Origin of the sequence: uncultured Rhodoblastus sp. (genome assembly GCF_903903185.1) — a bacterium.
Lineage (GTDB): Bacteria > Pseudomonadota > Alphaproteobacteria > Rhizobiales > Beijerinckiaceae > Rhodoblastus.
In genome coordinates this window covers 33,153-55,140 of the sequence record NZ_CAIUXT010000068.1, presented here as the reverse complement: position 1 = coordinate 55,140, position 21,988 = coordinate 33,153, and the positions used below count along the sequence as shown (strand labels likewise).

Below are 21,988 nucleotides of genomic sequence, written 5' to 3'. Positions count from 1 at the left end.
TTGCCGCCAAGAGTCTTCAGCGATCTGGTCGAATCGCAAAAGACACTGGCTGCGCTGATTCGCGCGGTGCTTGCTGGAACTCGCGTTGGGGTTGCATTGAAATGCGACCCCCGCTTCATGTACAAAATAGGTGAAAAAATGCGCAATTTTATGGTTAAAATGCGCAAAACCGCTGCGATTGCCGCTCCTTTTCGTTTGGTTCTTGAGGTTTTTGACGACCACAACCGCGACGTTGTGTTTATCGGCGGCGCGTTTGCGCTCTCGCAAACGCAGAGGGCGCGCGTCGAAAAATCAATTCATTTCAGGGAGAAAGTCGCCACGCTGCGGACCCGCGCGCCGGTTTCGTTTCACGTGAAACAAAACAAGAACAAACTCGTCCCGGAAAAACCCGGCTTTCCCCGCCATTTTCACTTTCACTTTTTGAAATTGCCCGAATTCGCGAAGCCTACCGCTTCCGCTTGCGGCCCGCATAGGGGTTTTCGCCCTGTTTCATGGTGATGCGGATCGGCGTGCCATGCAGCGCAAAGGTCTCGCGCAGGCCATTGGCGAGAAAGCGCTGGTAGCTTTCCGCCAGTTCGTCGAGCTGGTTGCCGAACAGCACGAAATGCGGCGGTCGCGCCTTGGGCTGGGTCATGTAGCGGATCTTGATGCGCCGCCCCGCGACGGCGGGCGGCGGCTGGTGGTCGAGCACCGCCTCCAGCCAGCGGTTGAGTTTCGCCGTGGAAATGCGGCGGTTCCAGACTTCATGGACGCGAAGCACCGCCGCCATCAGCTCGTCGAGCCCCTGCCCCGTCGCGCCGGAAACCGGAACCACCGGCACGCCGCGCACCTGCGGCAACAGCCGCGCCGCCTCCTCGCGCAATTCGATCAGCTTTGGGCCCTTGTCCGCGATCAGGTCCCATTTATTGACGCCGATCACCAGCGCCCGGCCCTCGCGCGCCGCAAGATCGGTGATGGTCAGGTCCTGTTTCTCGAACGGAATCGTCGCGTCGAGCAGAACCACCACCACTTCGGCGAAACGCACGGCGCGCAGGGCGTCGGCGACCGCGAGCTTTTCGAGCTTTTCCTGCACATTGGCGCGCCGGCGCATGCCCGCCGTGTCGAAAATCTTCATCCCGCGCTCGACGTCGCCCTTGCGCCAGACGAAATCGACGCCGATGGAATCGCGGGTGATGCCGGCCTCTGGCCCCACCAGCAGCCTCTCCTCGCCGAGCAGCCGGTTGATCAGGGTCGATTTGCCGGCGTTGGGCCGCCCGACGATGGCGATGCGCAACGGCTTGGTCAGATCGAGTTCGCTGCCGTCCTCGTCGTCGGCGAGCACCAGCCTTTCGGCCCTTTCCTCGTCCTCGCCGGTCAGCGCCGTGGCTTCGGGCAGGGCTTCGAGCAGCGAGGCGTAAAGCTCGGCGAACCCGTCGCCATGTTCGGCGGAAAGCGCGATGGGATCGCCGAGGCCGAGCGAAAACGCGTCATAGGCGCCCGATTCCCCGGCCCGGCCCTCCGCCTTGTTGGCGATCAGCATCAAGGGTTTTCCCGCGCGCCTGACCAGCGCCGCGAAATGGCGGTCTTCCGGCGTCACCCCGACGCGCGCGTCCATCAGGAAAAAGATCGCGTCGGCCTCCCCGATGGCGCTTTCGGTCTGGGCGCGCATCCGGCCGGTGAGGGAATCCGCGGCGCTCTCCTCCAGCCCCGCCGTGTCGATGACGGTGAAGCTGAGGTCGCCGAGCCTCGCCTCGCCGGAGCGCCGGTCGCGCGTCACCCCCGGCTGGTCATCGACCAAGGCCAGCTTCTTGCCGACCAGCCGGTTGAACAAAGTGGATTTGCCGACATTGGGGCGCCCGATAATGGCGACTGTGAAAGTCATTTGGTCCTTATTTCTGGGCCGGCTCGGCGGCGGCCGGAGCGGCGAATTTGCCGCCGCCGCGCACCACCGACAAAAGGGCCTGCACGCGCTGGCGCAGATTGGCCGGGGCGTTCGGGTCAACCACAAGCTGGTCGAAATATTTGCCCGCGCTCTCGTAATCGCCGCGTTTCAATGCCGCCAGCCCGAGAAATTCGCGCGCGGAATGGCGGAACGGGCCGTTGAGCAAGGCGGTGAAACGCTGCTCCAGCTCGGTCTTGTCGGCCTCGTCCACACGCAGCAGCCCCGCGCGAAGCCGCGCCAGATCGACGAGCAGGGGATCGAGCCCCGGCTCGGCGGCGATGAGGTCGAACGCCTTGACGCCCGCCGCGCGGTCGGTGAGGCCCGTCTCCCCGGCGGCGCGCAGCCGCGACAGGATGCGATAGCCCTGCGGCGCGGTACGCGCCAACTCGTCAAACGCGCGCGCGGCGGCCTCCGGCTTCTTCTGGCTGGCCAGCGTCTCGGCGGCCTCGTAAAGCGCCCCGGCGGCTTCCGCCTCTGTCTGTTTCTGATGGCGCAGATAGGCGAAGATCGCCGTTCCGACGACAACGGCCACGGCCAGACCGTAGACGGCGATGGAATATTTTTCCCAGAACTCGGCCAGCCGGTCGCGTTGGACGTCTTCATCGACTTCGCGGAAAATATCGGACATGCGCTTCCCTTGAGCGAAATTTGGAACTGCGGGTTAGCACGACGCGGGGCCGAATGCGAGCTTTGCGCTGGCTTTTTGCGGCGTCGGCGCCTTAGGTAGCGCGATGAATCAGAAAACCTTCCCTCCCCGCCCCGTCCATGTGATCGGCGGCGGCCTCGCCGGTTCCGAAGCCGCCTGGCAGATCGCCCGCGCCGGCGTGCCCGTCGTGCTCCACGAAATGCGCCCCGGACGCGCCACCGAGGCGCATCGCACGGATTTTCTCGCGGAACTGGTCTGTTCCAATTCCTTCCGCTCCGACGACGCTTTGGGCAATGCGGTCGGCGTGCTGCATCGAGAAATGCGGGCGATGGAATCGCTGATCCTGCGCTGCGCCGACGCCCATCAAGTACCGGCGGGCGGCGCTCTGGCGGTCGACCGCGACGGTTTCGCGCAAAGCGTGACGGCGGCGCTCGAAGCCGAACCGCTGATCGAAATTCGTCGCGAAGAGGTTGCGGGCCTGCCGCCTGAAGACTGGGACAATGTCATCGTCGCCAGCGGGCCCTTGACCTCGCCGGCTCTGGCGCAGGCGATAGGCGCGCTGACCGGCGAGGCGGAACTGGCCTTTTTCGACGCCATCGCACCGATTGTGCACGCCGAGTCCATCGACATGGACAAGGCCTGGCTCCAGTCGCGCTACGACAAGGCGGGACCGGGCGGCACGGGCGCCGATTACATCAACTGCCCGCTCGACCGCGCAACCTATGACGCCTTCATCGACGCCCTGATTGCCGGCCCGAAGACGCAATTCAAGGATTTCGAGAAGACGCCCTATTTCGACGGCTGCCTGCCGATCGAAGTCATGGCCGAGCGCGGCCGCGAGACCCTGCGCCATGGGCCGATGAAGCCGGTCGGCCTGACCAATCCGCACGACCCGATGGTAAAACCCTGCGCCATCGTGCAATTGCGGCAGGATAACGCGCTGGGTACGCTCTACAATATGGTCGGGTTCCAGACCAAGCTGCTCTATGGCGCGCAGGCGGAAGTTTTTCGAATGATTCCGGGACTGGAGCGCGCCGAATTCGCCCGGCTCGGCGGATTGCACCGCAATACGTTTCTCAACTCGCCCAAAGTGCTCGACGCCTCGCTGCGGCTGCGGGCGCAAAACCGGCTGCGCTTCGCCGGCCAGATCACCGGCTGCGAAGGCTATGTCGAAAGCGCCGCCGTCGGTCTGATCGCCGGGCGCATGGCGGCCTTCGATCGGCTCGGGCTTGGCACGGTCCCGCCGCCCCAGACCACCGCCATCGGCGCCCTGCTCAACCACATCACCGGCGGCCATATCGAAAGCATCGACGCCGGACCGCGCTCGTTCCAGCCGATGAACGTCAATTTCGGCCTGTTCCCGCCGATGGAATTTTCGCCCAAATCGCCGGACGGCAAGCGCCTGCGCGGGCCGGAAAAGGCGCTGGCGAAAAAGCGGGCCCTGTCGGAGCGCGCGGAGGGCGACATGGCTGCGTGGTTGATGGCGACAGCGCTGTAACCGCGCATCGTGAGGCTATCCTCCGCGCTGATCCTTTGTCTTCGCAGGTTCACGCGGGCGCCATAAGCTTTCACCATTGGAGGCCCGCCATGGACCAGAACACCAGCGAACTCGACCGTTTGCAGGGCGAATACAAAGCGGCGGTGGAGCAATGGATCGCCGCGATCAGACAGGAGGAAGACCTCGCCTCGACTCCCCACGATGTCGCCGAAGTCGACAAATGGGAACAGGCGGCGTTTGACGAGGACGACATCCGCAACAAGGTCAAGGCGGCCAAGAAGGCCTATGAAGACGCCCTGCGCGAAAAATTCTACGGTTTCTAGATTTTTCCCCGCCACAAGGCCCATTGGCGGCGCCATTGCGCGACCTCGACCAGCGTCTTGAAGGGTTCGTAATCCTTGCGCTCCATCTCGCATAGATAAAGCTCAGGCAGGCTGAGCGCACGGTAAGCGAGGCGCTCTGCCTCGGGCAGGTAAGCGACGACTTTGCGCGCCGACGCCAGATGGTCGCGGGCCAAAGCCCGCATTTCCGCCAGAGCCGCCCTCAAGGCCGGGCTGTCCTCGCGACCGAACAGGTTTTGCGGCTCAAGCCCATGGCGCGCCAGCACATCGCGCGGGACATAACATTGCCGGTTTGCGACATGCCACGGAAAAGCCCTTAGCAGCCCGGTGAACGCATAGGCGCAACCGGCGCGTCCGGCGGCCTCGGCGCTGTCCCTTCCCCCCGTCCCGCCGAGGATCAAGCCGGCCAACAGAAACAGCGACGAACAGGTTTCGCCGCAATAGGCTTCGAGAAAGTGCAGGTCCGGCGCCGGGTCGTCGTAAAGATCGAAACGCCGCGCCTCCAACAGATCGCAAAGAGGTTGGCGCGGCAGGTTTTTCGCTGCGATCGTAGCCAGCAGCGCGTCCGCAACCGGGTGGGCGCGCGGATCGCCCCGGGCTTCGCCGCCCGGCCCCTCGTTCAGCGCGTCGAGCCACCATTGCAGCCGCATTTCGCCAAGGATCGGCTGCGAAACATGGCCGCGAATCCGCGAGACTTCGGCGTTGAACGCATAGAGCGCGAACAGCTGCGGCCGCGCCGCATCGGGCGCGAACAGGCAGGCCAGCCAGCGGTCGCGGTCGTTTTCGCGCAAGGCCGCGTCGCAATGAGCGTAATGTTCGGCGAGCCGATCCAAGAAAAATCCTTCCGTCAGACCCTCAGCCTCATGCCGTCATAGGCCGGTTCGACGCCTTCCGGCAGCGTGCGGCGCAAGGTCTCGTAGTCGAGATCGGTATGAAGATTGGTCAGGACGGCGCGCTTCGGGCGGAAATGCGCGATCAGTTCCAGCGTTTCCCCGAGCGACAAATGGCTCGGATGCGAGCGGTAGCGCAAGGCGTCGACAATCCACAGGTCGAGGTTTTCGAGAAAGGCTAAACTCTCGTCCGGCACATATTTGACATCCGGCGTATAGGCGCAGTCGCCGAAGCGGAAGCCCAGCGCGTCGATGTCGCCGTGGTTGAGACGGAAGGGCAGGGTTTTCAATTCGCCGCCGGGCCCCGATGGCGCGAAGGGAACGCCGGGCGTCAGCCGATGCGGAACATAAAGCGGAGGATAATTGCTGCCCGGCGGGGTCTCGAAACAATAATTGAAACGTGCGCCAATCTTTTCCCAGGTCGGACCGTCGAGATAGCAGTCGATCAGGCGATGCATCACCATGGTCAGCGGCCGCAAGTCGTCGATCCCATGGCAATGATCGGCATGGGCATGGGTCAACAGCAGCGCGTCGAGCCTGTGGATGTCCTGGGCGATCAACTGCTCGCGTAAATCGGCGCCCGCGTCTACCAGCAGCCGGGTCGGTTCAAGTCCGCCCTGCTCGACCATGATGGCGCAGCGGCGGCGACGGTTGCGCGGATTGGCCGGGTCGCATTGACCCCAGCCCTGGGCGACGCGCGGAACCCCGCCCGACGATCCACAGCCGAGAATGACGATCTCGATGCTCATGCTTTGTACGAAGCCATTTTATCGAACAGGCGCAAAGCATTGACAGATGTTTCCTCGGCGAAGGCGTCGAGTTCGATTCCCTTGACCCTGGCCAGCAGCTTCGCGGTCTCGGCGACAAAGGCAGGCTCGTTGGTCTTGCCGCGATGCGGCGCCGGCGCGAGGAAAGGCGCATCGGTCTCGACCAGCAACCGCTCCAGCGGCACGATTTCGGCAATATCGCGCAGGTTTTGCGAATTCTTGAAGGTGACGACGCCGGAAAACGAAATGTAACACCCGAGCGCCAGCGCCGCCGCCGCCAGTTCGCGGCTGGAGGTAAAGCAGTGCAGCAGCGCCTTGAATTCGCCCCTGGCCATTTCCTCGGTCAGTATCTCCGCCATGTCGGCGTCGGCGTCGCGGCTATGGATGACCAGAGGCAGCCCGGTTTTTCGCGCGGCGGCGATGTGTGTGCGAAAAACCCGGCGCGCGAGATCGCGCGGCGCCCGGTCGTAATGATAGTCGAGACCCGTCTCGCCAATGGCGACGCATTTGGGATGCCGCGCCAGTTCCGCCAGTTCATCGGCGGAAAACTCCCGCTCCTTATGGGCGTGATTGGGATGGGCGCCGACCGAGCAGAAAATTTCCGGAGCGCTCTCGGCGATGGCGGCGACGCCCGGGAATTTTTCGACCTCGGTGCAAATGGTGATCATCCGCTCCACACCCACCGAACCGGCGCGAGCCAGCACGCCGGCGCGGTCGGCGGCGAGTTCGGGAAAATCGAGATGGCAATGGGTATCGATGAGCCTCATGGCGCCATCTCCTTGCCCAAAGGCTCATCCGGTTCGACATAGCGCGGGAAGATCGCTGAGGGGGCCGGCAGGCCGACGCCGGCAAAAAGCCGATGTTCCGGCGTCGCATAGGCGAAATCGCGCTCGTCGGCGCGCACGGACAGCAGGTCAAGCAATTTGCTCGCCGCCTCAGGGATGAAGGGTTGGCAAAGGATGCCGACGACCCGCAAGGTCTCGACGGTTGCAAACAGGACGCTGTCGCGGCGCGCCGGATCGTTCTTGCCCAGTTTCCAGGGCTCCTGTCCGGCGAAATAGCGGTTGGCCTCGGCGACCACCGACCAGATTTCGCCAAGCGCGCCGTGGGGCATATAGCGGTTCATTTCCGCGCGCACCGCCTGCACGGCGTCATAGGCCTTGGTTAGCAGGGCGACGTCGGCGTCTAAAACGTCGCCCTGTTCGGGGATAACGCCGCCGCAATTCCTGGCGATCATCGACAACGACCGCTGCGCCAGATTGCCAAGGTCATTGGCGAGATCGGCGTTGATGCGCGCAACGATGGCCTCGTGCGAATAATTGCCATCCTGCCCGAATGGCACCTCGCGCAGGAAGAAATAGCGCAGGGCATCGACGCCATAACGATCGGCGAGCGCGAAGGGATCGACGACATTGCCGACCGATTTCGACATTTTCTCGCCGCGACTGAACAGGAAGCCGTGGACGACGACGTGTTTCGGCAGAGAGACGCCCGCCGACAACAGGAAAGCCGGCCAGTAGATGGCGTGGAAGCGGGTAATGTCCTTGCCGATCACATGGGCGTCGGCGGGCCAGAATCGCGATCTTGCTCCAGGAACGGGAAAGCCGGTCCCGGTCAGGTAATTGGTCAGGGCGTCAACCCAGACATACATGACATGGCGCGGATCGTCCGGGACCTCTATGCCCCAATTGAAAGTGGTGCGGCTGACCGACAGATCGTTGAGTCCGCGCTTGACGAAGGCGACGATCTCGTTGCGGTATTTTTCCGGCGTGACAAAATCGGGATTGGCCTCGTAATGGGCGAGCAGGCGGTCCCGATAGGCCGAAAGCCTGAAGAAATAACTCTCCTCCTCGACCCACTCGACCGGCGTTCCGCTCGGCGCGATCCTGGCCCCGTCGGGACCGGAAGTGAGTTCGGCCTCGTCGTAATAGGCCTCATCGCGCACCGAATACCAGCCGGAGTATTTGGAGAGATAAATATCGCCATTGGCCGCCATGCGTCGCCAGATTTCCTGCGTCGCCAATTTGTGGCGTCCTTGGGTAGTGCGCACGATATCGTCCGCGACGGCGTTGAGCTTTTCGCCCATGGCAAGAAATTGCGCCGCCGTGCGATCGGCAAGCGCCTGCGGCGTCAGATTTTCACGCGCCGCCGCCTGCTGCATCTTGAGCCCATGCTCGTCCATTCCCGTGACGAACAAAACGTCGCGCCCGTCAAGCCGATTGAACCGAGCTAAAGCGTCCGTGGCGATGCGTTCATAGGCATGTCCAATATGCGGCGCGCCATTGGCGTAGGGGATGGCGGTGGTAATGTAATAGGGGAGCTTTTCAGGCATGAAAGCGGCGGTCTCGAATTTTTCCGGAAGCGTCCGCGCAAACTAGAGAAAGCGCGCTCCAAGGGAAAGACATTTCCGCATTTGGTAGCCGAGGGCGAGCCGGCGAGAATTTCAGAACCAAAAAAATTATACCCAATCTCGAACCTGCGATAAAATCGTATGGTCATCCGCTGGAGCGCTCCTTGATCGAGGCCAGAAGATTCTCGCCAAGCCGGCCCGAACCCGCCCGGGAGGATAATGCTCACCTTACAAAGCGTTGGCTCTGGCTGATGGGCGTCCTGCCGCCCGCGCTGCCCCTGCTCGCCTTCGTGCTGGTCCGGGCGACCGCCCAGCCGCTGTTTTGGTGGTTTGGCCTGATTTTCGTCTATGGCGTGGTCGCGGCCCTCGATCTGGTTATCGGCGTCGACCGGTCGGGCTGCTCGATCGCAAGTGCCGGGGCTGTAGAAAACGATTCCTATTATCGCATGCTGGCCTGCGCGGTGATGCCGATCCAATATGCGTCGCTGATCTGGAGCGCCTGGATGCTGGTTCATGGCGGCCTCGGCCTTGTCGATTCATTCGGTCTCGCGGTCACGCTCGGAATATCAAATGGCATCGCCATCGCCAACGCCCATGAACTTGGCCATAAACCAACTTTCCCCGAAATCTGGCTGGCGAAAATCGTGCTGGCGCCGACATTTTTTGGCCATTTCACCGTCGAACACAACGGCGGCCATCACGTCTGGGCGGCGACGCCGGAAGATTTTTCCTCGGCGCGCATGGGCGAAAGCTTTTACACTTTTTACCCGCGCACCCTGTTTGGCGGCGTCAGCGCCGCGTGGCGGCTTGAAACGCAGCGGCTGGCGCAGCGCGGCAGATCGCCATGGAGTTGGCGCAACGATACGCTCAACGCCTGGGCGCTCAGTTTCGTGCTTTTCGCCGGCCTCGTCGCCTGGCTCGGCTGGAGCGCGCTGCCGTGGCTGCTGCTACAAGCCTTCATCGGCCTGACCATGCTGGAAATGATCAACTACCTGCAGCATTACGGATTGTTGCGCGAAAAGCGCGCCGACGGCCGCTACCAGCCCTGCGAACCGCGCCATTCCTGGAATTCCAGCCATCTGGCGACCAATATCCTGCTCTATCGGCTGCCGCGCCATTCGGATCATCACGCTTTTCCGATGCGCCGCTACGCCGCGCTGCGCCATTGCGAAGAGGCGCCGCAATTGCCGACCGGCTATGCCGGAATGAGCCTCATCGTGCTGCTGCCCTGGCTGTGGCGGCGCATGGTCGATCCGGCGCTGGTGGCTTTTGTCGGCGGCGATTTTTCAAAGATCAACGTCGAGCCGTCGCAGCGCGAAAATATTCTGGCGAGATGGGGCGAAAATGCTTCCGACGGGCGTCAAAGCCTTTGACATGCGTCAATGAGCAATTTTGGCGACCAAATTAAACAGGCCTGTTGCCAATAGCGGGATGACGCCATGCTGAATTACGACGCCTTTCGCGCCTCCGCCACCCAGACCGATCCTTTTCCCTATTCCGTGACGCCGGGCCTGCTTTCGCCGCAGGCCGTCGCCGACGCGATCCGGGATTATCCGAAGATCGACATGGGCGGTCTGTTCCTGCCCGAAATGGCCTCGTACGGCCCGAGTTTCGACAGTCTCCTCAAGGAATTGGAGGGACCGGAGGTGCGGAACATCATTGGCGAAAAGCTCGGCATCGACCTGACCGGGCGCCCCACCATGGTCACCTTGCGCTGCAACTGCCAAGCCAAGGACGGACGCATCCACGCCGATTCCAAATTCAAGGTGGCGACCCTGCTGCTCTATCTCAATGACGACTGGGCCGATACGCAGGGTGGCAAGTTGCGGGTGTTGCGCTCGGGAACGGACCTCGAGGATTATGCCGCCGAAGTGGCGCCGCAGGGCGGGCTCGCGGTCTGTTTCCGTGTCCAGCCCAATTCCTGGCATGGCCACAAGCCTTTCGTCGGGCCGCGCCGCTACGTGATGCTGAATTATTGCACCGACGTCGAAGCGCGCGACCGCGAAGTCGCCCGCCATCGCTGGTCGAACCGGGTGAAAAAATTCAAGCGCCTGTTCGGCATCGGCCATATCGCGCAAAAGGCGGCGTAAGACGGGCGGTTTGACCCAGGCGAGCGGCGCGCCGAAAGCTGATGGGCGAGCGCGTCGCCTGCCAAACCCAATCGCGCGGCGGCAGGAAGCCTAAATCACTTGTTCGCGTCGAACAACTTGTTGAGCAAATAACGCTTCGGATAGGGGCCGGGTCCGTCTTCATCGGCTTCCGCCGCTTCGCCCGCTGCAACCTGTCCGTTGCCTCCTGAGGCTTGACCATTGGCGGACCCCGCGGTTTGTCCATTGCCTCCGGCGTGTTGGCTGCTTTGCGGATTCAGCATTTTGTTGAGCAGGAATTGTTGTGGCGCCGGCTGGCCAAAAAGCATGTCGCCATCCGCCCGCACCGGCGCCGTGGACAATACCGCCGCCAGCAGCCCGCTCGCGAAAACAGAGGCAGACTTGCGTTTTACGACCAAATCCATCGTCAATCTCCAAAAACCTCTTGCCGGAGCCCCGGCGGAGCGCCTCTCCGATCCACGACTTGTCCGCGACGACGACTCTTGCGCGCCTTTCAAGAATTCAGCGGCCGCAGTTCGCCGTAATCTCATATAGCAGAAGAAGGACGCCGGCAAAGGGGCCCATTAACTCGAGGTCAAGCGCCGGATCGTCACTCCCGCAGCAGAAGGCAGGCATCGCCATAGGAATAGAAGCGATAGCGCTTCTCGATCGCATGGGCATAGGCCGCCTTCATGCTTTCCATCCCCGAAAACGCGCAGACCAGCATGAAAAGGGTCGAGCGCGGCAAGTGGAAATTGGTCATCAGCACGTCGACCGTGCGGAACCGGTAGCCTGGGGTAATAAATATGGCGGTGTCGCCTGCAAAGGGCCGAATCCGTCCATCGGCATCGGCGGCGCTCTCGAGGATGCGCAGACTCGTCGTTCCAACGGCGACGATCCGCCCGCCCGCCGCCCGCGCCACATTGATCCGCGCCGCCGTAGCCGCGTCGATTTCGCCCCATTCGCTGTGCATGACATGATCGGCGGTATCATCCGCCTTGACCGGCAAGAACGTGCCGGCGCCGACCAGCAACGTCACTTTTTCGATTGAAGCGCCGGCAAGCCACGCCGCCGCGACGAGTTTTTCGGTGAAATGAAGCCCGGCGGTCGGCGCCGCCACCGCGCCAGATTTTTCCGCGAACAGAGTCTGGTAATCTCTAATGTCGCGCGCGTCGTCCGAACGCCGGGCGGCGATATAGGGTGGCAGGGGCATGTGGCCATGAATATCGATCGCCTCGTCGAGGGCCGCGCCGCTCAGATTGAAGGCGAACAGGAATTCGCCGTCGTTTTTCTCGACGGCCTTGGCCCAAAGCGCACCCATTTGACAGGCGGCGCTCTCCCTCGGGCCGCCGAAAAACACCGTCTCGCCAACTTTGAGCTTTTTGGCTGGCCGCACGAAAGCCCGCCAATGCGAATCGCCCTCGCGCTTGTGAAGGGTCGCGTCAATGCGCGCACGCATCCCGCCACGTTCCCGCCAGCCAAATAATTGCGCCGGAATCACGCGCGCGTCATTGACCACCAGCACGTCGCCCGACCGCAGGAAATCCGGCAGGTCACCGACGAGTGCGTCCCTCAGGCCCTGAGGCGCGACGACGAGAAGCCGCGCCGCTTCGCGCGGATCGCTTGGCCGCAGCGCGATGCGCTCCTCCGGCAGCTCAAAATCGAACAGATCGACACGCAATTTTGAAACCGCCAGACCATGATGGCCGCCAATGATTTGGCAGACAAACCCACACGGACGCCCCGTTACCGCGACGCCGCAACGAAAACAAATAAAAACCCCGCCTCGCCAGCAGGGTTTTATTGCGCGATGTGCTTCGAGGGTTCGGAAAAATCAGCGCGAGGCATAGACCGGCGCGGCGACCGGGCCGAGCGCCACCCAGACATTGGGATCTTCCTGGCTCTGGCGCTTCACCAGGCGATAGCTGATGCGGGTGATCGGCTTTACCTCATCGGTCAGATTGTCAAGGATGAATTCGCCGGCGTTGGTCTTGACGGTCAGAATGGCGTGGCCTTCGTTCTGCTGGTCGCGGACCACCGTAATCAACAGCGCCTGACGCGGAAACCCCCTTTCGATCAGCATCTTGCGTTTCAATAGCGCGAAATCCTCGCAATCGCCCTTGCCGTCCATCGGATAGTCCCAGCGATCGACCACGCCCCAATGGTCCATGTCCGACACGGCTTCGATGCTGCGATTGACCCAGGCGTTGACCTGGCGGATTTCATGCAATGCTTTTTCGGTAAGATTGACGTCGGCGGCGACGCCGGAGGCATCGCATTCGTTATGATAGCGCTGGCAGAATTCCATCCAGCCGAAGGGAATGCTGGTTTCATTGCCTACCGACGCATAAGCAACATCCTGGGCAGCCGAGGCCGGCCCGCTGGCGAGCGCAGCGAAAGCGAGGGCGAGAGTGAAGCCGATGGTCCTGAGTGAAATGAAGCGCATGTCGTATCCCTTCGATAGGGCAATATTGACCGCCGCGCTTTGGCATCAGGATAAGTAAAAATGCCGCATTTTAGACAAACCCGTTCATTTTCTGCGTTGTTCGAGTTAAGTAAAAAAATACTGCCGTGAAACCATCAAATTGTCGGCATTCGCCGCTATCCTCGCATTTTGCTGGAGTCTGACGGCGATTCCCGGAGCCGAAGGGTCGGGCGTCCATTTTTTGGTAAGCGTCGATTTTAACCTTCGTCCCGGTTTCACGGTTAATTCGGGTCTCGTTCGGCTCTTTTTCAGCCCTTGATCGGCTCTTGATTCCTGGCCCAAAGCCGCCATTTCTGAAACTCGCCACGGAAAGCCGCGCATGAATATCCAGTTCGACACCAGCAAGATGTCCCCCGCCGACCACGCCGCGCTCATCGACGCCGTCCAGCGATTGGAGCATGTCGGCCCGGCCTTGCGCCTGTCCCGGGCAGTTGGCCGCAAGCTGAACTTCGCCAAGGGTTTTGCGCCTGAAAGGGTGAGCAAGATCATCGACGGAGCGGCCCTGGCGGCGATGCGTGCGGCCTTGCGGGCGGCCATCGGCAGCCTGGCCGGCCGGCCGATGCGGGACCGCAATCGCTCTCATAAGATCATGGCGGCGGCTTCCGGCGCGGCAGGCGGCGCTCTGGGTCTTGTCAGCCTGCCGTTCGAACTGCCGCTGACCACCACTGTGATGCTGCGCTCCATCGCCGACATCGCCCGCGCGGAGGGCGAAAATCTGGACGATCCCGAAGCGGCTTTGGCCTGTCTGGAGGTTTTTGCGCTCGACGGACGCGAGGTCGGCGCCAATGTCGCCGAATCCGGCTATTTCGCCGTTCGCACCCTGTTGGCGCGTTCGGTCACGGAGGCCGCGCGCTATATCGCGAGCCGGGGACTGATCGACGAAACCGCGCCGGCGCTGATCCGGCTGTTGGCGCAGCTCGGGACGCGTTTTGGCCTCGTCGTCAGCCAGAAAATGCTCGCGCAGGCGACGCCGGCGATCGGCGCCTTCGGCGGCGCGGCGATCAATATCGCCTTTATCGATCATTTCCAGTCGCTGGCCAAAGGTCATTTCACGGTGCGCCGGCTGGAGCGGCGCTACGGCGGCGTCTATGTACGCGACGAATATCAACGCATCGCCGCCGCGCGCATCCCGGACGAAATCCAGCCGCCGGCCGCGTAAGGAAAGCGGGCCAGAACGTCAGCCCATCTTGAGGGCGTCGAAGGTCGCGGCCAGTTCCCCAGAATCAGCCAAACCCAGTTGCAGGTCAGCGAACACATCGCCTCCCCGGCGCCAATTCTCCTCGCATTTCGGGTCCTGCAAGGCGCGATCCAGCGCCATAAGGAATTCATAAGCGCCCCAGCCCAGTCCGGCCTCGCGAAGCGACGCCTGCAGCGCGTTCTGCACCAGCGCGCGCACGGTCTTGTGCGCCTGCGAGGCGGGAACCTCGACGTCGCGGCCTTCCGCCGCAGCGATACAGGCCTGAACATCGAAGGAGACATGGCCGCGACAGGCGAGCGGTCGCGCAGCGTATATAGCGCAGGCGCCGCCGATGATCAGCGGACAGGCCGTCCGCGAAAAAAAGCGTTTGTCCTGGTCCTTTCCGATGAACGACTCCCGCGCCTGTTCAAGCCTTTTGGCGAGATCGACGCCATGGGCGGCGAAAGCCTGCGCGGTCAGGCGGATGAAATGGGCGGCGTGAAAAACTTCCGGCGCCGTCGCTGCGACCTGCAGGCAGCAGCAGGTATCGCACCCTTTGCAACAGGCCGGGGACGGCAGGCCCTCGCTCTGAATTTCGGCGTTTTTCTCATAATTGTCGCCGGCCTGCGCCGCCAAAACGTCGATAAGACGAGGGTCGCCCGCTCCCTGCGCCAAAATTGTCGAGAAATTGTCGCGCATGGCGTTGAAAAAAGCCCGCAGGCCCTCGGCGGTTTCCTGTTCGCTCATGCCACTTCCTCTCCGTTGATGGATTTTGCGGACATTTTGGGCGGAAACAGGCCGGCCTGGAAACAAACGCTCATATGTTCGACGCGAGCGATGGCGACGCGCGCCGCAGCCCGCTGCAAATGGCGCTTGGCGATGTTCTGAAACAAGGCGATCCAACGGTCGAAAAATTCCGGCTTGAGACCGAGCGACAAATGCGGAGTGAAAGGGCTCCCGGTATAGCGGGTCGTGCCAAGCAGCGCGCGCGACCAGAAATTCTGCACAATGTCGAAATGATGATTCCAGTCGGCGACATTGCGCGCGAAAACCTTGCCGATCAGCGGATCCTGCAACGCCTCTGCGTAAAAGGCGCGCACCAGCTCGCGCAACTCTTTCTCGCTGACCGCGACCGGCTCGGCGCCGCGTCCAGCTTCACCCTTGATGAGGTCGCTGGCGCGGTCCGGCGCGAACGCCGCGATTTCCGGGGCCGCGCGGCCCTTGCGATCATCGCCATTGAGCGGCGGATCATATTTGCCGACCAGATCGCGCAGGATATGATGGCGCTGGCGCGCATTGCCTCGGGCTATCCAGAAGATCCCGTCGGCGAGGCCCGAGGCGAGAACCGGCTCATCCCTATGCGCCTGCGCCAGCGCCGCCGCCATATCTTCGGCTTCGCCGATCAACGCGGGATAGAGATAGGCGCCGATCCGCCGCGTCAGCGCAAAAAGCCCGCTCAAGTGGGCCGGATCGCCGGCGGAAAAGGCGAGGCCGGCGAAGGCGATTTGAGCCCCGCTTTCGGCGAGCGGAAAATTCGGGAAGTTCTTTTGCGCAAGCGGCAGGGGTGAAACGTCGGGCGCGCCGGAAGGATGGGGGCGGGAAGACGACGGCATGTTTCGTCCCTTTCGGCGATTTTTCCCTCTCGCCTGTTTTTCGTTTTTCGCGCGCAGCAATTTTTGCGCCAGATATTCGAGCGCCGGAGGGTCCTTTTGCGGCCAAGCGCCGCGAACTTTCACGACGCTATTGACGCGGGTTCGACAAGGCCGTCACAAATCTGCGCCGCCTGCACAAAACCCCGCCGAAAAGGCCCCATCCGCAACCCGGCGCGCCGGAGCCATTCCGCGCCGCCAAAACCAATGGGAAGATCCCCCGGCAAAGCCGCATAGGCGCTAAAATAACCGAGGCAGCTTTTTGGTTGCCGCGTCGTCGAGGCGGCTCAAGGAGGCGCCGTCGAATCTCTGCGGCGCGGTGTCGGATTTCCCCTGGAGGGCTCTAAGGCGGCGGCAATCCTGACCGTACGGAGGCTGCCTGAGATTTGGCTTTTTTGCCTGACGCTCCGCCTGCGACCAATTCGCCCGTCGGGCGCACGAAAACGGACAAGCCGCTGACGACCTTTTCGTAACGGTTTTCATGTTTCGCAGGTCTTTGAAATAATGGAGGCCTCGCCCGGAATCGAACCGGGGTGCAAGGATTTGCAGGCGCATTTTTGAGGTTTTTCCAACCCTTTGATACTGACGGACCTTTTTTAATCACGCCAAAAATATGCTGAAAATCAGTACATTGATATTGCGTGCAAAGGATTTTTACGGCAACCTGCGGCGACTGACGGCAGTCCAAAACACTGACGAAACACTGACGCAAGAGCCGGCGCGGGTCGAAGGATTTTATGTCATGGCGGCCAAACTTTCAGACAAATACATCAGGTCGATTGAGGCCCCGACGAAAGGCGCCACGACCGTTTGGGATACCGAAATAACTGGATTTGGCCTTCGCGTTTTTGCCCCGTCGCGAAACCATCCGACCGGCTCACGCTCGTTTTTTGTCAACTATCGAGTCGACGGGCGCGAAAAGCGCTTCACCATCGGAAATTTTGGCGACTGGACGGCGGAGGCGGCGAGGATCGAAGCCAAGCAGCTTCGCCAGCGCATCGATCGCGGCGACGATCCGGCGTCACAAAGGCGGGAAAGCCGCGAAGCGCCAACGGTCGAAGATTTGGCAGAGCGCTACAAGCGGGAGCATCTGCCGAAAAAGGCCGAAAGCTCGAAAAAAAATGACTGGTCCATGATCCGCAATGAAATCTTGCCCAAGATCGGCGAGCGAAAAGTCGCGGAAATCCATCAAGGCGACATTGAAGCAATTCACCGCGCCCTCACGGCGGCGGGAACGCCGGTCCGGGCAAATCGCGTCCTTGCCGTGGCGTCGAAAATGTTCTCGCTGGCGCTCAGGCCATTGGAAGGGGAAAACACGCCTTGGCGCGATCAAGCCCAGGGGAACCCCTGCCGGGGCGTCGAACGCAATCAAGAGGAAGGACACGAGCGGTTTTTCAGCGAGGCCGAAATTGCAGCCCTGAGCGACGCTCTAGCCGCCTATGGTTCGACGCCGGCCCGCGATTGCATCCGGTTTATCATGCTGACCGGTTGCCGCCCTGGCGAGGCCATGCAAGCGACTTGGGAACAGTTCGACGCCGAGCCGGGGTTTTGGGTGAAGCCATCCGCTCACACGAAACAGAGGAAGGTCCACCGCGCGCCCTTGGGCGCCGCCGCAATCGAATTATTGGAGCGGATCAGGGCGGACCGGGAAAAATCGGTGCGGCGTTCAAAGAGCGAATTTGTTTTCCCCGGACAGACGCACGGCGAGCCCTTGAAACAATTGCGCACGGCATGGGAGGAAGTTTCGACGGCGGCGACGGTCGCGCTTTGGGCTGATGCCAAAGATCGCAAGGTCGCGAAATTCATTGCCGATCTGGAAAGCAGCCTCAAGCGCCGCCCTGCCCTCGCCGAATGCAAGGCGCTGGCGCCAGCGGCGGGCGTGAAGCTTTCCGCTGGCCTGACGGATGCCAGAATATACGACCTGAGGCACACCTTTGCGTCGATTGGCGCCGGCGGCGGCTTGAGTCTCCAAATCATCGGACGGCTGCTCGGACACACGCAGGCCCGGACAACGCAGCGCTATGCGCACCTTGCCGACGATCCGCTGAGGGAAGCCGCAGCGAAGATTGCCGCTCAGATCGCCGGCGCCGGGAAGCCCAAGGCCCCCGTTATTTCGCTTGTGAAGCACGGGGGTGAATGAAAATGACCTATCAGTCGCCTTTCATCACCCTTTATGAGGCAATGCAGCTTATTGCCGAGCGGCTCGAAGAAAATGAAAAAGAGCCGCTTTTAAACCATCTGTCGCAAGCCGGTAGAGCGCGATACTGGGAACAACTGGATCGTTCAAAAATCGAACTTGTCAAAGCTCTTGCAGATGGTAAAATAAAATCTGAAGGCCAGCTTAATATTATTGGCGATATAAAAGAATTTACACACGGCGATAAGGTTTTTGAGAAAACACGATTTTCTAAAATAAATGAATTTTCAGCTATTGGAAGGGAATGGTGGGCAGCGATTGGACTTGAAGTCGAAATCCATTGGTTCGGATGTATGCTTAAGAGAGAAAAAAGCAACGCTGAGGAATTGATACGCTTCGTCCGCGTTCATAAAAAAGATATTTCGTTGCTGTGGCCGTCACCAGAGCTTAATCCGGCTAAGACGATTTCAGCCTCACGAAAAAAATGCCAAGAATGGCTTGTTTCTGAAATGAACAAATCTCCTAGTCCTCGCCCCAAAGCTGAATTATTTGCAGACTGCCCTTATACAATTTCAGAACGCCAATTTGATTTAGCCTTCAGCGAAGCCGCCGCCTCTGCCGCGCCCGAATGGGGCAAGCCCGGCAGGAGGAAAAACCGCACCTAATCAAGTCGCTTAATCGCCGCACCTAATCGCCGCGCCAATTTAATCGCGGCGGCTATTAAGATGCCTGAAAACGCCGTTTTCTGCGGCCTACCGCGCAATTCCGCGCGATTCCAAAGGTCGCAGATGAGCAACAGCGAAACGGCTTCCCCCGGCCCCGATTTGTTGGCTGGCTACATTCATGAAGAAATCATGGCGAAGGCGCGCGGCGTCACGACCCGCACCCTTCGCAATGAACGCCAGCGCGGCGAAGGGCCGCCCTATGTGACGATCAATCGCGGCGTCTATTATTCCGAGCCCGGCTGGCGCGAATGGCTGCAATCCATTGAAAAGCGCCCAGCCCGTGCGCGCCGGAGGGTTGCTTGAGCCATGCCGCAGGAAAAGAGAAACCCGGCGCGCTGGCAGGCGCTAACCGGGTTGTGGTCCAAAAACTTTCCAGGGTCAGGGGACGGTCATGAAATTACCGCCCGCGATTCGAAATTGCAACAGGCTCGCGCCGAATCGTTCGCGCGCCGGTTCGCGCCTCTCGCTGGACTCAGGCCGCGCGAGGTGCGGCCATGACGCGCGAAACATTGCCCAACCGTCGCCCTGCCGCGACCTTCGATTTTGCCTGTCGCAATATTGGATACACCGCAACGCTTGGCCTGTTCGCCGACCAGCGGCCGGCAGAGCTTTTTTTGAACTCGCACAAGCATAGCACAGCCTCCGACCACGATGCGCGGGACACGGCAATCCTCGTCAGCTTTGCGCTTCAGCACGGCGCGACTGTCTCCGACCTCGCCAAAGCCATGACACGAGACTCCAGCGGATCGCCGCAGGGACTTGCGGGGCATGCCCTGGACGCCATTGCCGGCATAATGAGTGAGGGCGGACGATGACCGCGCTTCCCGACAAAACCGAAATTGATAAGCAAACGAGAGCGGCTGCGGCCGAAGAATTCGCGCTCTGCGCCGCTTACTGCGACCTGATTATTGGACACCTTCAAGTTGGCGACGATGCGGGCGTTGTCTGGTCGATGGAATTGTTCCGGGGCGCAGGCCGCCGTGCCTTCGCGGCCTTCGCGCCGATCCGCGACGCGATGAGGGCGCGGGCCCGGCCCGAAATAAGCGAGGCGGCGGAATGAACATCGCGCCGCCTAACTTTTACGATCTGCCCGGCGAGCCGGAGCCGCCCCGCAATGCGGCCCGGCCCCTGCGCATTGTGGCGAGGCCTTTCCGCTGGATCGAGCCAAAGGATATTCCGCGCCGCCAATGGCTCTACGCGCGCCATTATATCCGCGAATATGTCTCTATGACCGTGGCGCCAGGGGGCGTGGGTAAATCTTCCTTGTCCATCGTCGAGGCCTTGACGATGGCGAGCGGTAAACCATTGCTCGGAATCGAGCCATGCGAACGTTGCCGGGTTTGGCTCTGGAACGGCGAAGACCCTCAAGACGAAATAGACCGGCGCGTTATGGCGGCCGCTATTCACTACGGCCTGACGCGCGAAGATTTCGAGGGCTGGCTTTTCACCAACAGCGGACGCGAGACGGAAATCGTTCTGGCGACACAAACTCGGACTGGCGCTGTGGTCGCCGTTCCCGTCGTCGAGGACATAACCGCGACCCTCCTGGCGAACAAGATCGACGTCGCCCTCATAGACCCGTTTGTCTCGTCGCATCAGGTGGCGGAAAACGATAATCCCGCCATCGATCGCGTCGCCAAGACCTGGGGCAAGATCGCCGGCGAGACAAAATGCGCCGTTGAGCTCGTCCACCATTCCCGCAAGGCCAACGGGGCAGAGACCAGTATTGACGACAGCCGGGGCGCGTCATCCCTTTCGGGTGCCATACGCTCAGGCCGAACCCTCAACGTCATGACGGAAGGCGAGGCCGATCAATCCGGCGTCGAGGACCGCCGCTCTCACGTGCGGATGGACAGCGGGGCAAAATCGAACTTGTCGAAGCCGCCGGAAAAGGCGTCCTGGCTCAAGTTGATTTCCGTCAACCTAGGCAACGGCGACGAGGTGGGCGTCGTCACCGCATGGAAATGGCCCGATCCGCTTGAGGGCCTTTGTGTCGATGATTTGCGCGACGTGCAAAAGGCTGTTGCCGCCGGTGAGTGGCGAGACAGCATCCAAGCCAAGGACTGGGTAGGAATCGCCGTGGGGCAGGCCCTACGCCTCGACGCAAGCGACAAGCGAGACAAGGTGCGCATCAACGCCATGCTCAAAATCTGGAAGAAGAGCGGCGCGCTCGTGGTCATCAAACGGACCAGCCCGAAAGGCAAAGATCAGCCATTTGTCGAGGTCGGAAACGCCGTTTGACCCCCACCTTGATTTCTGGCTGCAAAACTTCCCCCCCCCACCCCCACACCCCTATTGAAGGTGGTGGTGGGGGTAGGGATTGGCCCCCACTTTCCCCACCTTCCCCCACCCCACTTTTCAAGGTGGGGGTACGGATAAGAGACAATCGGAGAAAAAGACCGCGCTCGCCTGGACGCCGACGCGGCGGCTTCCTGATGCATTCGCGCCAAAAAGCAGGGCTGCGAGGCGAGATAAGGACTTAAAATCCTTTGTGAAGTGACGTTTTTTCCCATGATTTTATTGATTTTTATGGCGACATGCAAAACTTTCGTCAGTGTTGCGTCAGTGTGAATTGGGTGAAACTTTATTCGCGACGAATTTTCGCACCACAACTCGGAAAGCCAAACAATGTCCCGACTCGCCATTGTCGAACGTGAAAATCCCCCTTCCCAAGCAGTTTCGGAAGCGCGCGACCAGATGCGCCGCCATATCGCGGAAATCGCCGGCTTGAACAGCGAGCGCGAACGACTGACGCGCCTCGCCAGCGAAGAAACCGCCGTCTTGCAACAGATCGGCGAAATTGGCGCGCGCGAGATTGCCGTTTTCAAAGCCTGGGCTTCCGGCGGCTGCAAAGGCGCGGCGCCAGCGTTTTTGACGGAAGAGCGCCGGGTCGCGTCGGAAAAACTGGCGCGCGCTCAAGCCGTCGCGGCCGGCGCCGAAAGCGCGATTCAGGAAATCGAAGCCCGACTCGCGGCGGCGCATGTCGAGGCGCGCGACCTCGGCGCCCTCGTCGACGAGGCGGTTTCCGTCGAAATGCTGGCGCGCTATGCCGCGACCTTCGCCGACTGCGAACGGAAATTCGCCGCCGCGCGCGCCGGCGCAGCGACCTGTTTTGGCCTTCTCCAAGCGCTCTATTCGAGGGCGCATGAGTTGGCGCCCGAAGGCAAGCCGGAGCTTTCGCTTCGCTTTTTGCAGCAGCTTGAGCGCGTCAAGGCGCCCGATACCGATTTCCTGGGCGGACCGACAAATGCCGAAGTCGCCGCCGCGCATTCGCTGGCCTTGTCCGAAATTCGGCGCCTTGGGGAGATTTGAACG

Annotated in this window: 24 protein-coding genes; 13 read left to right on the top strand and 11 right to left on the bottom strand. The window is 61.5% G+C overall.

The genetic code is table 11. The annotated features are described in order from the left end of the window. The gene (locus QZY01_RS06215; protein ID WP_294534697.1) at nt 1–498 is read left to right on the top strand and encodes a hypothetical protein; all 498 of its coding nucleotides are present in this window, start codon (nt 1–3) and stop codon (nt 496–498) included. On the opposite strand, the gene der is transcribed toward QZY01_RS06215, so the two are convergent. Then, nucleotides 446–1,861 carry a ribosome biogenesis GTPase Der gene (gene der / locus QZY01_RS06210; RefSeq protein WP_294534694.1) on the bottom strand — a complete coding sequence of 472 codons (1,416 nt, stop codon included), beginning with the start codon at nt 1,859–1,861 and terminating at the stop codon, nt 446–448. The genes QZY01_RS06215 and der overlap by 53 nt on opposite strands. 7 nt (nt 1,862–1,868) lie before the next feature. Then, nucleotides 1,869–2,549, bottom strand: coding sequence for a tetratricopeptide repeat protein (locus QZY01_RS06205; RefSeq protein WP_294534692.1), 681 nt, complete (start codon nt 2,547–2,549; stop codon nt 1,869–1,871). 103 nt (nt 2,550–2,652) lie between these two features. On the opposite strand from QZY01_RS06205, the gene trmFO reads away from it, so the two are divergent. Together trmFO and QZY01_RS06195 are read left to right on the top strand one after the other, a co-directional pair. Continuing rightward, complete coding sequence (gene trmFO, locus QZY01_RS06200; protein WP_294534690.1) at nt 2,653–4,065, top strand: methylenetetrahydrofolate--tRNA-(uracil(54)-C(5))-methyltransferase (FADH(2)-oxidizing) TrmFO; 1,413 nt, start codon at nt 2,653–2,655, stop codon at nt 4,063–4,065. An 89-nt stretch (nt 4,066–4,154) separates the two neighbouring features. Beyond that, a complete protein-coding gene (locus tag QZY01_RS06195) occupies nt 4,155–4,388 on the top strand; it encodes a hypothetical protein (protein ID WP_294534687.1) in 234 nt (77 codons plus the stop codon). On the opposite strand, the gene QZY01_RS06190 is transcribed toward QZY01_RS06195, so the two are convergent. From QZY01_RS06190 to metG, 4 genes are read right to left on the bottom strand one after another with little or no spacing between them, the layout of a single operon-like run. Beyond that, nucleotides 4,385–5,239 (bottom strand): phytoene/squalene synthase family protein, encoded by an 855-nt coding sequence (locus QZY01_RS06190; protein WP_294534684.1) that lies wholly within the window; start codon nt 5,237–5,239, stop codon nt 4,385–4,387. The two genes, QZY01_RS06195 and QZY01_RS06190, sit on opposite strands and share 4 nt — an antisense overlap. Nucleotides 5,240–5,253: 14 nt before the next feature. Beyond that, nucleotides 5,254–6,045 (bottom strand): MBL fold metallo-hydrolase, encoded by a 792-nt coding sequence (locus QZY01_RS06185; protein WP_294534682.1) that lies wholly within the window; start codon nt 6,043–6,045, stop codon nt 5,254–5,256. Next, entirely contained in the window at nt 6,042–6,830 is a 789-nt protein-coding gene (locus QZY01_RS06180; RefSeq protein ID WP_294534680.1) for a TatD family hydrolase, read from the bottom strand. Before QZY01_RS06180 ends, QZY01_RS06185 begins: the two co-directional genes overlap by 4 nt. Next, nucleotides 6,827–8,395, bottom strand: a complete 1,569-nt coding sequence (gene metG, locus QZY01_RS06175; RefSeq protein WP_294534677.1) for a methionine--tRNA ligase — start codon at nt 8,393–8,395, stop codon at nt 6,827–6,829. The genes QZY01_RS06180 and metG overlap by 4 nt, the downstream gene beginning before the upstream one ends. Before the next feature lie 182 nt (nt 8,396–8,577). Between metG and QZY01_RS06170 the strand changes: the two genes are divergently transcribed. Further along, nucleotides 8,578–9,786 (top strand): alkane 1-monooxygenase, encoded by a 1,209-nt coding sequence (locus QZY01_RS06170; protein WP_294534675.1) that lies wholly within the window; start codon nt 8,578–8,580, stop codon nt 9,784–9,786. 66 nt (nt 9,787–9,852) lie between these two features. Then, nucleotides 9,853–10,503 carry a 2OG-Fe(II) oxygenase gene (locus QZY01_RS06165; RefSeq protein ID WP_294534672.1) on the top strand — a complete coding sequence of 217 codons (651 nt, stop codon included), beginning with the start codon at nt 9,853–9,855 and terminating at the stop codon, nt 10,501–10,503. Nucleotides 10,504–10,598: 95 nt separating this feature from the next. On the opposite strand, the gene QZY01_RS06160 is transcribed toward QZY01_RS06165, so the two are convergent. The 3 genes from QZY01_RS06160 to QZY01_RS06150 all read right to left on the bottom strand — a co-directional run bounded on the left by QZY01_RS06160 (nt 10,599) and on the right by QZY01_RS06150 (nt 12,946). Next, on the bottom strand, nt 10,599–11,018 hold the full coding sequence (locus QZY01_RS06160; protein ID WP_294534670.1) for a hypothetical protein: 420 nt from the start codon (nt 11,016–11,018) through the stop codon (nt 10,599–10,601). Between the two features lie 92 nt (nt 11,019–11,110). Then, entirely contained in the window at nt 11,111–12,181 is a 1,071-nt protein-coding gene (queA, locus tag QZY01_RS06155) for a tRNA preQ1(34) S-adenosylmethionine ribosyltransferase-isomerase QueA (protein WP_294534667.1), read from the bottom strand. A 153-nt stretch (nt 12,182–12,334) separates the two neighbouring features. Further along, complete coding sequence (locus QZY01_RS06150; RefSeq protein WP_294534664.1) at nt 12,335–12,946, bottom strand: transglutaminase-like cysteine peptidase; 612 nt, start codon at nt 12,944–12,946, stop codon at nt 12,335–12,337. A 358-nt stretch (nt 12,947–13,304) separates the two neighbouring features. Between QZY01_RS06150 and QZY01_RS06145 the strand changes: the two genes are divergently transcribed. Further along, nucleotides 13,305–14,144: an EcsC family protein gene (locus QZY01_RS06145; protein ID WP_294534661.1), complete on the top strand. Its 840-nt coding sequence runs from the start codon at nt 13,305–13,307 to the stop codon at nt 14,142–14,144. Nucleotides 14,145–14,162: 18 nt separating this feature from the next. Here the strand turns inward: QZY01_RS06145 and QZY01_RS06140 are convergent, their stop codons facing one another. Next, on the bottom strand, nt 14,163–14,909 hold the full coding sequence (locus QZY01_RS06140; protein ID WP_294534658.1) for a YkgJ family cysteine cluster protein: 747 nt from the start codon (nt 14,907–14,909) through the stop codon (nt 14,163–14,165). After that, nucleotides 14,906–15,775, bottom strand: coding sequence for a group III truncated hemoglobin (locus QZY01_RS06135; RefSeq protein ID WP_294534655.1), 870 nt, complete (start codon nt 15,773–15,775; stop codon nt 14,906–14,908). Before QZY01_RS06135 ends, QZY01_RS06140 begins: the two co-directional genes overlap by 4 nt. Before the next feature lie 649 nt (nt 15,776–16,424). On the opposite strand from QZY01_RS06135, the gene QZY01_RS23850 reads away from it, so the two are divergent. The 7 genes from QZY01_RS23850 to QZY01_RS06100 all read left to right on the top strand — a co-directional run bounded on the left by QZY01_RS23850 (nt 16,425) and on the right by QZY01_RS06100 (nt 21,985). Further along, on the top strand, nt 16,425–17,951 hold the full coding sequence (locus tag QZY01_RS23850) for a site-specific integrase (protein ID WP_342394878.1): 1,527 nt from the start codon (nt 16,425–16,427) through the stop codon (nt 17,949–17,951). Further along, nucleotides 17,948–18,613 carry a hypothetical protein gene (locus QZY01_RS06125; protein WP_294534652.1) on the top strand — a complete coding sequence of 222 codons (666 nt, stop codon included), beginning with the start codon at nt 17,948–17,950 and terminating at the stop codon, nt 18,611–18,613. Before QZY01_RS23850 ends, QZY01_RS06125 begins: the two co-directional genes overlap by 4 nt. A 123-nt stretch (nt 18,614–18,736) precedes the next feature. Then, complete coding sequence (locus tag QZY01_RS06120) at nt 18,737–18,976, top strand: hypothetical protein (RefSeq protein WP_294534650.1); 240 nt, start codon at nt 18,737–18,739, stop codon at nt 18,974–18,976. A 191-nt stretch (nt 18,977–19,167) separates the two neighbouring features. Continuing rightward, a complete protein-coding gene (locus tag QZY01_RS06115; RefSeq protein ID WP_294534647.1) occupies nt 19,168–19,488 on the top strand; it encodes a hypothetical protein in 321 nt (106 codons plus the stop codon). After that, nucleotides 19,485–19,733 carry a hypothetical protein gene (locus tag QZY01_RS06110; RefSeq protein ID WP_294534644.1) on the top strand — a complete coding sequence of 83 codons (249 nt, stop codon included), beginning with the start codon at nt 19,485–19,487 and terminating at the stop codon, nt 19,731–19,733. Before QZY01_RS06115 ends, QZY01_RS06110 begins: the two co-directional genes overlap by 4 nt. Beyond that, the gene (locus QZY01_RS06105) at nt 19,730–20,914 is read left to right on the top strand and encodes an AAA family ATPase (protein ID WP_294534641.1); all 1,185 of its coding nucleotides are present in this window, start codon (nt 19,730–19,732) and stop codon (nt 20,912–20,914) included. The genes QZY01_RS06110 and QZY01_RS06105 overlap by 4 nt, the downstream gene beginning before the upstream one ends. Before the next feature lie 387 nt (nt 20,915–21,301). Continuing rightward, entirely contained in the window at nt 21,302–21,985 is a 684-nt protein-coding gene (locus QZY01_RS06100; protein WP_294534638.1) for a hypothetical protein, read from the top strand. The last annotated feature ends 3 nt before the right edge of the window (nt 21,986–21,988 follow it).